A 12352-nucleotide genomic window follows, 5' to 3' on the forward strand; every position below is an offset into this window, starting at 1 on the left:
CAGGATCGTTCCCATGCCCAAGATCATAGACGCCAAGGTCATCGTCACCTGTCCCGGCCGCAATTTCGTCACGCTCAAGATCATCACCGACGAGGGGATTTACGGCCTGGGCGATGCGACGCTCAACGGCCGCGAACTGTCGGTGGCAAGCTATCTCACCGATCATGTCATCCCGTGCCTGATCGGGCGCGACGCGCACCGGATCGAGGATATCTGGCAATATCTCTACAAGGGCGCCTATTGGCGGCGCGGGCCGGTCACGATGACGGCCATCGCCGCGGTCGACATGGCGCTGTGGGACATCAAGGGCAAGATTGCGGGTCTGCCGGTCTATCAGCTTCTGGGCGGGGCGAGCCGCGAAGGCGTGATGGTCTATGGCCATGCCAACGGCACGAGCATCGAGGATACGGTCAATGTCGCGCTGGAATATCAGGCGCAGGGTTACAAGGCGATCCGCCTGCAATGCGGAGTTCCCGGCATGGCATCGACCTATGGCGTGTCGAAGGACAAATATTTCTACGAACCCGCCGACGCCGACCTGCCGACCGAGAATGTCTGGAACACGTCCAAATATCTTCGCGTCGTCCCTGAACTCTTCAAGGCCGCGCGCGAAGCCTTGGGCTGGGACGTGCATCTGCTGCACGACATCCATCACCGTCTGACTCCGATCGAGGCAGGGCGCCTTGGCAAGGATCTGGAGCCGTATCGCCCCTTCTGGCTTGAGGATGCGACGCCCGCGGAAAATCAGGAAGCGTTCCGCCTGATCCGCCAGCACACGACCGCGCCGCTGGCGGTGGGTGAGATTTTCAACTCGATCTGGGATGCCAAGGACCTGATCCAGAACCAGCTCATCGACTATATCCGCGCGACGGTGGTGCATGCGGGCGGCATCACCCATTTGCGCCGCATCGCCGCGCTGGCCGATCTCTATCAGGTCCGCACCGGCTGCCACGGCGCGACCGACCTGTCGCCGGTCTGCATGGCCGCCGCGCTGCATTTCGACCTCAGCGTGCCCAATTTCGGCATTCAGGAATATATGCGGCATACGGAAGAAACCGATGCGGTCTTCCCCCATGCCTACAGCTTCGGAAACGGCATGATGCATCCGGGCGAAGCGCCGGGCCTGGGCGTCGATATCGACGAGGAACTGGCCACCAAATACGAATATAAGCGCGCCTTCCTGCCGGTGAACCGGCTGGAAGACGGCACGATGCATAGCTGGTGATGCTCGTGACGATCCTACAGTCCCTCTCCCGCCGGGAGAGGGAAGGAGCCGCGAAGCGGTGGGAAGGTGAGGGCGGTTTGCACCTCACCCTCACCCTTCCCATCGCCTTTGGCGACGGGCCTCTTCCCTCTCCCAAGGGGAGAGGGAGATGACAAAACCCTCCGGCAGGGTCCGCTGGATCGTCTGCGGCCTGCTTTTCGCGGCGGTGGTGCTCAGCTATGTCGACCGGCTGGTCCTGCCGACATTGAAGCCCGATCTCCAGGCCCGCTATGGCTGGAGCGAGAGCGGCTATGCCGACCTCGCCATCTGGTTCCAGGCGGGCTACGGCATCGCCTATGTCTTCTTCGGGCGGCTGATCGACCGGATCGGCGCGCGCGCGGGCTATGCGCTGGCGGTGGGGCTTTGGACCGCGGGCCATGTCATGCACATCTTCTTCACCTCGACGGCGGGGATGCTCTTCGCGCGCATCCCGCTGGCCATCGGGGAGGCGGGAACCTTCCCCGCCGCCATCGCCGCGACCAACGAATGGTTCCCGAAGAAGGAACGCGCCTTCGCCATCGGCATCTTCAACGCCGGATCCAATGTCGGCGCCATCCTGACGCCGCTGATTGTGCCGGTCATCGCCGTCACTTTGGGCTGGCGCTGGGCCTTCATCCTGACCGGCCTGCTGACGGTGGTGTGGCTCGCGGCATGGCTCGGCTTCTATCGCCGCCCGCGCGAGAAGAAGGGGTTGAGCGCGGAAGAACTTGCATGGATCGAGGCGGACCCCCAGGAAGCGCCGCGCCCGGTCCAATGGCGCACCCTGTTCCGCCATCGCCAGACATGGGCCTATATCATGGCCCGTTTCCTGATCGATCCGGTGTGGTGGACCTTCCTCTTCTGGCTGCCCGACTTCTTCAACAAGCAATATGGCGTTAAGATGATGGACTTCGGCCCGCCGCTGATCGCCGTCTATCTGATGGCGGATGTGGGGTCGGTCACGGGCGGCTGGCTGTCCTCGCGCCTCATGGGCCGGGGCATGAGCACCAACCGCGCGCGCAAGACCGCCATGTTCTGCGCCGCGCTCTGCGCCCTGCCCATCGCCTTCGCCGCGCAGGCGCCATCACTGTGGATCGCGGTCGGGCTGATCGGTCTGGCCTGCGCCGGGCATCAGGGCTTTTCCGCCAATGTCTATGCGCTGCCGGGCGACCTCTTCCCGCGCTGGATGGCGGGGTCGGTGGTGGGCTTGGGCGGCCTGTCCGGAGCCGTCGGCGGCATGTTGATGGCGAAGTTCGCGGGCATCATCCTCGAAAGCGTCGGCAGCTTTCAGCCGATCTTCATCGTCGCGGCCTGCGCCTATCTGATCGCGCTGCTGGTCCTCCATCTCATCGCGCCGCGCTACGCGCCCGTCACTCTTTCGGAACCTCGTTCATGAAGCCTCTCACACTCCATCCCGACCGGCTGTTTCCGTCCGACCCGCGTACCCGTGCCATAGCGCGCGCCTTGCACGCGACGGTCAAGGATTTGCCCATCATCAGCCCGCATGGCCATACCGACCCGCGCTGGTTCGCCACTGACGCAGCCTTCGCCAATCCGTCCGAACTGCTGATCGTGCCGGATCATTATGTGTTCCGCATGCTGATGAGCCAGGGCGTGAAGCTGGAGGAACTGGGCGTGCCGACCGTCGACGGCAGCGCGACGGAGAGCGATCCGCGCGCCATCTGGCACCGCTTTGCCGCCCATTATCACCTGTTCCGCGGCACGCCGTCGCGCCTGTGGCTGGACTGGGTCTTTGCCGAGGCGTTCGGCATCGACGTGCGGCTGGAGCCGGAGACGGCCGATCACTATTATGACATCATCGACGCGGCATTGAAGACGCCCGATTTCCGGCCACGCGCCCTGTTCGACCGCTATAATATCGAAGTCATCGCGACCACCGAAGGTCCGCTCGATCCGCTCGACCATCATCGCGCCATCCGGCAATCGGGCTGGGGAGGGCGGGTCATCACCGCCTATCGCCCCGACCCGGTCATGGACCCCAACATAGCCCGCTTCGCCGACAATGTCCGCGTCTTCTGCGCCATGGCGGGGGAGGATGCGGGCAGCTTCGCCGGCTATCTGCGAGCGCATGAAAAGCGCCGTGCCGACTTTCGCGCGGCAGGCGCGACCTCGACCGACCATGGCCATCCCAGCGCCTTCACCGTCCACCTGCCCCGGACGGAGATCGAGGCGCTCTATGCCAAGGCGCTCGCCGGTCCCGTCAGCAGCCGCGATGCCGAACTGTTCCGCGGCCATATGCTGGTGGAGATGGCGCGCATGTCGATCGAGGACGGTATGGTGATGCAGCTCCATCCCGGCGTGCATCGCAGCCATAATGCCACGGTGCTGGCGCGCTTCGGCAGGGACAAGGGCGGCGATATTCCGGTTTCCGGTGAGTTCGTGCGGGCATTGAAGCCGCTGCTGGACCTCCATGGCAATGATCCGCGCCTGACGCTGATCCTCTTCACCCTGGACGAGGATGTCTATTCGCGCGAACTGGCGCCGCTGGCGGGCCATTATCCCGCGCTCCGGATCGGCCCGCCCTGGTGGTTCCATGACAGTCCGGAAGGAATGCGCCGTTTCCGCGAGCGCGTGACCGAAACGGCGGGCTTCTACAACACCGTCGGCTTCAACGACGATACCCGTGCCTTCCTGTCGATCCCGGCGCGGCACGACGTGGCCCGCCGGATGGATTGCGCCTGGCTGGCCCAGTTGGTCGCGGAGCACCGGCTGGAGGAGGATGAGGCCTTCGAACTGGCCCGCTCCCTGTCCTATGACCTGGCGAAACAGGCTTATAAATTGTGAACCGGCTGTCCTCCGCTACGCTGGACCGCCTGCCCGCCGATGTTGTCCGCCCCGGCTATGACCGGGCGGAGGTCCGATGCGGCGTCGTCCATCTCGGCATCGGCGCCTTCCACCGCGCCCATCAGGCAGCGATATTCGACGATGCCCTGAACGCGGGCGACCTGCGTTGGGGCATTGTCGGCGCGTCGCTGCGCTCCGTGCAGGTGCGCGACCAGATGGCGCCGCAGGACGGCCTCTACACCATGCTGGTGCGCGACGGCGTGTCGGAACAGGCCCGCATCATCGGCGCCGTGCAGCGCGTCATCGTCGCGCCGGAAGATCCGCGGGCGCTGCTGGACGCGCTGGCATCGCCCGACACGCATATCGTCACGCTGACCGTCACGGAGAAAGGATATAAGCTTGATCCCGCCACCGGCGCATTGATCGAGGATGATCCGCAACTCGTCGCCGACATCGCTTCGCTCGCCCGCCCGCAGACCGCGCCGGGCTATCTGGTGGCGGCGCTGGCGATGCGGAAGGCGGCGGGCCTTCCTCCCTTCACGGCGATCAGTTGCGATAATCTGCCGCATAATGGCGCGCGGCTGCGGGGTGCGGTGCTTGACCTGGCCCGCCGCCATGATCCGGCGCTGACCGACTGGATAGCGGAACGGGGCGCCTTTCCCCAGACCATGGTCGATCGCATCGTCCCTGCGACCACGGGGGAGGATGTCGCCGCGCTTACGACCCGCTTCGGCATCGTGGACCAGGCGATGGTCAAGACCGAACCCTTCCTGCAATGGGTGATCGAGGACCGCTTCTGCGGCCCGCGCCCGGCCTTCGGTTCCGGCGTCCAGTTAACCGCCGCCGTGGCCCCTTGGGAAGAGGCGAAGCTGCGCCTGCTCAACGGTGCGCATAGCGGCATCGCCTATCTGGGCGGACTGGCCGGCATGGAGCATGTCCATGAAGTGCTGGCCCTGCCGCAGGCGCGCGCCTTCGTCGATGCGCTCTGGGACGAGGCGCAGACGACGCTCTCGCCCCCGCCCGAGCTGGACATCGCGGCCTATCGCGATGCGCTGATGGCGCGCTTCGACAATCCCACGCTGCGTCATCGCACCCGTCAGATCGCCATGGACGGATCGCAGAAACTGCCCCAGCGGCTGCTCGCGCCTATCATGGCCCGACTGGGAACGGGGCAGGGGATCGCGGCGCTGTCCCTCGGCTTCGCAGCCTGGGTACGCTGGCAGGCGGGGCAGGACGATCTCGGTCAGGTCCATGAGGTCGATGATCCATTGGCGGACGAGATCGCCGCCAGCCTTGCCGATGCGGTCACGACGGAGGAACGGGTCGCCGCGATCCTCCGCTTCGATGCCGTGGTTCCGCCCGCATTGGCGTCGAATACGGCCTTCCGTGCGGCACTGGTCCGCTGGCTCACCATCCTCGAAACGCAGGGCGCCCTTGCCGCGCTCGCGACCTTCCACGGAGAGACATGATGCAGTTTGCGAAGATCGGCTCGGCCTTCACCGCGCTCGCTTTGGCCGCCGCCGCGCAGGCCGAACCGCCGCGGCTGGTGAAGCAGGGCACCGCCACCCAACTCACCGTGCAGGGCAAGCCCATGCTGCTGATCGCCGGGGAACTGGGCAACAGCAGCGCGTCGAGCGCGGCCTATATGGCGCCGCACTGGAAACGGCTGAAGGCCATGCACCTCAACACCGTGCTGGCCCCGGTGTCATGGGAACTGATCGAGCCGGTCGAGGGGAGGTTCGACTTTTCCTCGGTCGACGCGCTGATTCGCGAGGCGCGGGCCAATGATCTCAAACTTGTCTTCCTTTGGTTCGGAGCGTGGAAGAACAGCATGTCGACCTATGTGCCCGGCTGGGTGAAGCGCGATCAGGTCCGCTTCCCGCGCGCGCAACTGCCCAATGGGCAGGGCGTCGAAATCCTCTCCGCCATGGCACCCGCCACGCTGGAGGCGGACCAGAAGGCCTTTGCTGCGTTGATGGCGCATATCAAGACGGTCGACGACCGGCAGAACACCGTGCTCATGACCCAGGTGGAAAATGAGATCGGCATGCTCCCTGTCGCGCGCGACTATGGCCCGCTGGCGGATGCCGCGTTCAAGGGGCCGGTGCCCGCCGAACTCATGAACTGGCTCCAGCAGCATCGTGACAGCCTGGTGCCGCAGATGAAGCAGCTCTGGGAGGAACAGGGCGCCCGGACCGGAGGAACATGGGCGGAGGTGTTCGGCCCTGGCCATCAGGCGGAGGAAATCTTCACCGCCTGGCACTATGCCCGTTTCGCCGATGCCCTGACCCGTGCGGGCAAGGCGGCCTATGCCATGCCGATGTATGTCAATGTGGCGCTCAATCGTCCCGGCCGCCTTCCGGGCGAATATCCGAGCGGCGGGCCGCTGCCGCATCTGATCGATATATGGAAGGCGGGGGCGCCCGCGATCGATTTCCTGGCGCCGGACATTTATTTTCCGAACTTCGTCGACATCGTGAACGTCTACAAACGGCCTGACAATCCGCTGTTCATCCCCGAAGCCAATAATGCCGACCATCCCCAGGTGCCGGGCAATGCACTTTATGCGATCGGCAAGCTGGATGCGATCGGCTTCGGCCCTTTCTCCATCGAGTCGATCGATGAGAAGCCAGGAGCGTTGGGCGAAGCCTATGGTCTGTTGAAGCAGCTTGCCCCCCATATCCTCGCTGCGCAGGGGTTGGGGCGCATGTCCGCCTTTCGCCCAAAGGCGTTGTATGACGAAACTCTGGTCTATGAACCGATCACCGAGAAGATCGGCGATTATCGTTTCACAGTCGCCTTTGCCGATATTCAAAAACCCGTCGCCACTCCTGATACCGCTAACGCGGGAGGGATAATCATCCAGACCGGCGCCGAGGATTATCTGATAGCGGGGCAGGGTATCACCGTGACCTTCGCCCCGCTGGGGCCGGGACCGAGTCTCGCGGGAATAGACAGTGACTGGGAAGGCGAGTTCGACGCGCAGGGGCGTTGGGTCGCAGGGCGGCTGCTGAACGGCGACCAAACCCATCAGGGTCGTCATATCCGCCTGCCGGCTGGGAAATTCCAGATCCAGAAGATACGTTTATACCGTTACCAATAAAGCGGCTTCAGGGATTGACAAAAATAACTCAGGGTTTATCAATGGCGAACTGATAGCGCTACCAGATACGCTTACCGGATAGTCGGAAGCCGCGCTCAGGAGGGGATTCTCAGATGGTCGATTCTCGTATCCAGTCTTTCCGCATGGCGCTCTGTGCAGCGTCGGCCTTCGGGGCGCTCACGCTGGCGCAGGCTGCGTTCGCCCAGGACAGCGCGCCGCAGGCCGCCGCCGCTCCGCAGAATGATGACGTTGCCGATATCGTTGTGACCGGTATCCGGGGTAGCTTGCAAAGCGCCACCAATGCCAAGAAAAATGCCGTCGCTTTCGGCGACTCCATCTTTGCCGAGGATATCGGCAAACTGCCCGCCACCAACCTTGCCGAAACACTGAACCGCATGCCGGGCGTGCGTCTGCGCCGCGACAATAATGGCGAAGGCACCCAGGTCGCGATCCGTGGCCTTGGCCCCAGCTTCACGCGCGTCCTGCTGAACGGCTCTCAGATCCAGGTGGCATCGGACGGCGGCACCAACGGCGGCAGCGCCAACCGCGAAGTCGACCTCGACTTCTTCCCCTCCGAACTCTTCACCCGCCTCGACCTTGCCAAGACCCCGTCGCCCTCGACGCTGGAAGGTGGCATTGCGGGCACCGTCAACCTGCGCAACGCCCGTCCGTTCGACAAGCCGGGCACCCATGTCACCGTCGTCGCCCAGGGCCAATATACCGACGCCAATGACAAGATCAGTCCGCGCGGTGCGATCGTGGCCAGCCATACCACCGATACGTTCGGCATTCTGGTCGGCGTCGCGGGTGTCAAGACCAAGACCCGCATCGACGGTTTCGAAACGGTCGGCTGGACCGACGGCAATCTGGGTGCCGTCAACGGCGTTCCCGATGCGGGCGGCAACAATTTCTCCTGGGCCTCGGTCGTTCCCGCCAATGCCGGTCACGGCCTGATCGCCGGGCAGCCCGTCGATGTCGTCGCCACATCGGGCCTGACGCGTTCGCAGCTCAGCACCGCGCTGCTCCCCCGCCTTGGCCGCAACAGCCTCACCACCGGCGACCGCTCGCGCATTTCGGCGCTCGCCTCGCTGGAATGGCGGCCCAGCGATGAGCTGCACTTCGCCCTCGACGCCATCTGGGCCAAGTCGAAGCGCGATTATACCAAGGTCAACATGAACTGGCAGGTCCGCAATTCCGGCCCCGGCACCAGTGCGCAGTCGACCGGCGGCATGATTCCGATCGACCTGACCGTCGACGACAATGATGTCGTCACCAGCGGCACCTTCGCCAACTCTTCCTTCTTCCTGGAAGCGAGCCTGTTCAAGCAGACGACGAAGTTCTGGAACATCAACCCCAGCGTCAGCTGGCAACCGGCCGACAATCTGAAGATCGATCTCAGCGCCAATTATTCCAAGAGCCGCTTCTTCCGCGAACAGCCGACCTGGGCGTTCCAGACCACGCCGAATTCGGGTGTCGACGTCTATTATGACAATACAGGTGGCGACTATCCGTCCATCACCACCAATCTCGACCTCAACGATCCCAATAATGGCAGCTGGCAATGGTATCGCCAGAACGTCCAGCTCGTCCGCCGCAAGACCGAGACCAAGGGTGCGCATTTTGACGTCACCTATGGCGACGACAATCTCAATGTGAAGGTGGGCGCCGCCTATGACCAGGCGACCCGCTCGATCCGCGCCTACGACAACAGCACCGCCTATCAGTTTTCTGTCTGCGGGACGGGCTGCACCGGCGCCACCGGTTCCATCCCCAACAGCCAGATCGCCCAATATCTAAGGGCCTTCCCCGTCGGCAATTTCGGTCATCTCGCCAGCGGCAACATTGGCTACACGTCCTTCGTCGTTCCCGATTTCGATGCGATCAAGTCGGCCACCAACTATGAAAGCTATCGCGACTCCGCACCGGAAACCCGGGGCGCGGTGACCGGCGGCGCGACGGGCGACATGGACGAGAAGGTCTGGGGCGCCTATTTCGAGATCAACGGCGTCACCCAGATTGCGGGACGCGACCTGCATGTGAACGCGGGCATGCGCTACGCCCATACGGGACAGCGGGTTGTCGGGCCGAGCCAGGTCGGCACGACCATCGTCGATATCGAAGCGAACTCGAAATATGACAATTTCCTGCCGTCGATCAACCTGACCTATGACATTGCCGATAATGTGAAGCTGCGCGCGTCGGCGTCGCGGACGATGACCCGGCCGGACGCCGGCCTGATCCTCCCCGGCATCACCTTCTCCGATCCGTCGGCGCTGGTCGCCAATGCCGGCAATCCGGGCCTCAAGCCCTATACGTCGGACAATTACGATATCGGTGGCGAATATTATACCGGCGGCATCGGTTATGTCGGCCTGTCGGCCTTCATGAAGAATGTCCAGGGCTTCACCGTGATCCAGCCGACACGGGCGACCTTCGGATCGCTGAACATTCCCTTCAGCACCCTGATCTCGACCCAGCAGAACGCGTTGAATGATCGGGCGGCCGCGACAGGCGTGGCGGTCGACGATCTGCCGATCACCGTGCAACGGCCGATCAACCTCAGCGATCTCAAGATCAAGGGGGTCGAGGCGACCTGGGTGCAGCCGCTCGACTTCCTGGTGAAGGGCCTCGGCTTTTCCGCCAACGGCACCTATCTCAAACAGTCCTCATCCTCTGGCCTGGTCGCGGAAGGTGTTTCGAAATGGTCCTATAATCTTCAGGGCTTCTATGAAGATCATGGCCTGTCGGTCAGCCTGAACTATGTCTGGAACGGCAAGTCGATCGCCCAGAACGGTCCGCAGAACGGCATCACCGGCGCCGATCTGAAGGCCGATGCCCGTGGTCAGCTCGACATGTCGGCGGGCTATCAACTGCCCTTCCTGGGCAAGGCGATGCGCCTGACACTGGACGTACTCAACATCACCAACGAACCGATCCGGACTACCTTCGAATATGATAATGCCGCCTATTCGGTCTATTATCCGGGCCGAACGGTGATGGCGGGTATCCGCGCCAACTTCTGATCCTCCCCCCAGGGACCTGAGGGCCGGTTGGAAGACCGGCCCTCTTTTCTTTTGTTCAGGGATATGGACCCATGCGATTGCATCTGACCCATTGCCTCCTGCCGCTGGCTGCTTTCGTGACGGCACCAGCCCTTGCCGCGCCTTGCGCCGGCCAATGGGTCGCCGCCTGGACCTCCGCACAGATGGTGCCGACCGGGGATAATGCGCTGGCGCCGGGCATGTTGGCCGATGCCACGTTGCGGCAGATCGTCCGACCCTCCGTCGCGGGGAGCCAGGTGCGGGTGCGTCTTTCCAATCTCGCGGGCACCAGTGCGTTGCACGTCGAAGGTGCCAGCCTGGCGCGCGCATTGCGGCCGGGCGCGGCTGCGGTCGACGGCAGGACCATCGTCCCGCTCCGCTTCGACGGGCATGCCGATGTCGTGATACCGGCGGGCGCGGATTATCTCTCCGATCCTGTGGTGCTGCCGGTCAAGGCCTTTGACGATCTGGCGGTCAGCATCCGCTATGGCAAGGAGCCGTCGGTGCAGACCTCCCATCCTGGATCGCGGGCAACATCCTGGTTGCTCAAGGGCGACCATCTGGCCGATGCCGGTATGGCGGGCGCGCAGCCGGTGGAGCATTGGTTCTCCCTCGCCGCACTGGAGGTCGAGCGTTGCACCCTGACTCAGGTGATCGTCGCGCTGGGCGATTCGATCACGGACGGGCGCGGCGCGACCACGGACGGCAATGATCGCTGGACCGACAATCTCGCGCGGCGGCTTCAGGCCGATCCGAAACGGAGACATATGGCGATCGTCAATCAAGGGATAGGCGGCAACCGCCTGCTCCAGGACGGGCTCGGCCCCAATGCGCTGGCCCGGCTAGACCGGGACGTGCTGGCGCAGCCGGGCGTGCGCGCCTTGATCCTGCTGGAGGGTATCAACGACATCGGGACGCTGACCCGCGAGGCGCCGGCCAGCGCCGCCGATCATGCCGAACTGGTGAAACGGATGACCGGCGCCTATCGTCAGATCATCGCGCGGGCGCGGTCCAGGGGGATCAAGGTCATCGGGGGAACCATCCTGCCTTTTGTAGGCAACGGCTATTATCACCCGGACGCAGCCAATGAGGCGGACCGGCAGGCCGTGAACCAATGGATCAGGACGCCGGGCCATTTCGACGCGGTGATCGATTTCGACCGTGCCCTGCGGGACCCGGCCTGGCCCGATCGCCTGCTGCCCCGCTATGATTCCGGTGATGGTCTGCATCCCTCGCCCGCCGGTTATCGCGCCATGGCGGACGCCATTCCGCTCGGCCTCTTCCCATAGCGGACTGGTCAGCCGCTTGGAATCCCGACTAAATTTATTCAAATCGGTGCAATGGCGGCATTGCTCATCTTTTCAGGCGGGTGAATTTCGGGTTATGTATCACTCCTGATCCTTGGCTTTGTCCCTTGAAGGGGCGGCATGATTGCCTGGCCAGGAACAGGAAAGGAGACGAACGTGCCCTTGCCCGACCATTCCGGACATGAGCCGCAGGCAGGTAAAGCCTCCACTGGCCTGCAAACGCCGCGCGAAACGCGCGTCACGACGATCCTTCTGATCGGCAAGTTGATGAGCCGCCATGGCGAAGCGCTGTGCCGCATCCGCAACCTGTCGAGCGGCGGCCTGATGGCGGAGGTCCATGTGCCGTTGCACGAGGATGACCCGGTCCAGATCGAGCTCAAGGCCGGTGACCAGTTGGCGGGCAGCGTCCGCTGGACCCGTGAGGGGAGGCTGGGCATCGCCTTCGACGAACCGATCGACGTGGCGGCGATGCTGGCGCGGGCGACGGTCAAGACCGCTGCGCAGGGCCTGGTGCGGGCGCCGCGCTTTGCCGTGGATTGTCTCGCCGAACTGCGCAGTGACGGGCGTCGCCATACGGGCCGGCTCGTCAATCTGTCGCAGGGCGGCGCGCGGGTCGAAGCGGATTTCGAGCCGGAAGAGGCCAAATTGCTGATCCTCGCCATTCCCGGTCTGCCGGACCGGCGGGGTGCCGTCCGCTGGGTGGGTAACGGCGCGATCGGCCTGTCTTTCCTGGAGCCGCTGGCTTTCGAGGAACTCGGCCTCTGGCTGGTGGAGCAGCAGGGGAAGGTGTGAAAGGCCCGGGCCGGGATGCCGGTCAGGGTTCGTGCGGCGGGTCATTCGCGCGCCCAGTCTC

At 64.1% G+C, this 12352-nt stretch carries 8 protein-coding genes; all 8 read left to right on the forward strand.

Annotated features, from left to right (window positions below):
• The first annotated feature begins 13 nt into the window (after positions 1-13).
• The 8 genes from manD to YP76_RS11770 all read left to right on the forward strand — a co-directional run bounded on the left by manD (position 14) and on the right by YP76_RS11770 (position 12291).
• A complete protein-coding gene (gene manD / locus YP76_RS11735; protein WP_046763792.1) occupies positions 14-1225 on the forward strand; it encodes a D-mannonate dehydratase ManD in 1212 nt (403 codons plus the stop codon).
• Positions 1226-1373: 148 nt separating this feature from the next.
• Positions 1374-2639, forward strand: coding sequence for an MFS transporter (locus tag YP76_RS11740; RefSeq protein ID WP_046763793.1), 1266 nt, complete (start codon positions 1374-1376; stop codon positions 2637-2639).
• A complete protein-coding gene (gene uxaC / locus YP76_RS11745) occupies positions 2636-4048 on the forward strand; it encodes a glucuronate isomerase (protein ID WP_046763794.1) in 1413 nt (470 codons plus the stop codon). Before YP76_RS11740 ends, uxaC begins: the two co-directional genes overlap by 4 nt.
• A complete protein-coding gene (locus YP76_RS11750; RefSeq protein ID WP_046763795.1) occupies positions 4045-5517 on the forward strand; it encodes a mannitol dehydrogenase family protein in 1473 nt (490 codons plus the stop codon). The genes uxaC and YP76_RS11750 overlap by 4 nt, the downstream gene beginning before the upstream one ends.
• Entirely contained in the window at positions 5517-7151 is a 1635-nt protein-coding gene (locus tag YP76_RS11755; RefSeq protein WP_198147472.1) for a GH35 family beta-galactosidase, read from the forward strand. Before YP76_RS11750 ends, YP76_RS11755 begins: the two co-directional genes overlap by 1 nt.
• 113 nt (positions 7152-7264) lie before the next feature.
• Positions 7265-10174, forward strand: a complete 2910-nt coding sequence (locus tag YP76_RS11760; RefSeq protein ID WP_046763797.1) for a TonB-dependent receptor — start codon at positions 7265-7267, stop codon at positions 10172-10174.
• Positions 10175-10245: 71 nt separating this feature from the next.
• The gene (locus YP76_RS11765) at positions 10246-11481 is read left to right on the forward strand and encodes an SGNH/GDSL hydrolase family protein (protein ID WP_046763798.1); all 1236 of its coding nucleotides are present in this window, start codon (positions 10246-10248) and stop codon (positions 11479-11481) included.
• Between the two features lie 174 nt (positions 11482-11655).
• On the forward strand, positions 11656-12291 hold the full coding sequence (locus YP76_RS11770) for a PilZ domain-containing protein (protein ID WP_046764087.1): 636 nt from the start codon (positions 11656-11658) through the stop codon (positions 12289-12291).
• The last annotated feature ends 61 nt before the right edge of the window (positions 12292-12352 follow it).

Origin of the sequence: Sphingobium chungbukense (assembly GCF_001005725.1) — a bacterium.
Classification (GTDB): domain Bacteria; phylum Pseudomonadota; class Alphaproteobacteria; order Sphingomonadales; family Sphingomonadaceae; genus Sphingobium; species Sphingobium chungbukense.

Coding starts and splice junctions, on each gene's coding strand:
- YP76_RS11760 (WP_046763797.1), top strand. CDS start 7,265: ATGGTCGATTCTCGTATCCAGTCTTTCCGCATGGCGCTCTGTGCAGCG.
- manD (WP_046763792.1), top strand. CDS start 14: ATGCCCAAGATCATAGACGCCAAGGTCATCGTCACCTGTCCCGGCCGC.
- YP76_RS11765 (WP_046763798.1), top strand. CDS start 10,246: ATGCGATTGCATCTGACCCATTGCCTCCTGCCGCTGGCTGCTTTCGTG.
- YP76_RS11755 (WP_198147472.1), top strand. CDS start 5,517: ATGCAGTTTGCGAAGATCGGCTCGGCCTTCACCGCGCTCGCTTTGGCC.
- uxaC (WP_046763794.1), top strand. CDS start 2,636: ATGAAGCCTCTCACACTCCATCCCGACCGGCTGTTTCCGTCCGACCCG.
- YP76_RS11740 (WP_046763793.1), top strand. CDS start 1,374: ATGACAAAACCCTCCGGCAGGGTCCGCTGGATCGTCTGCGGCCTGCTT.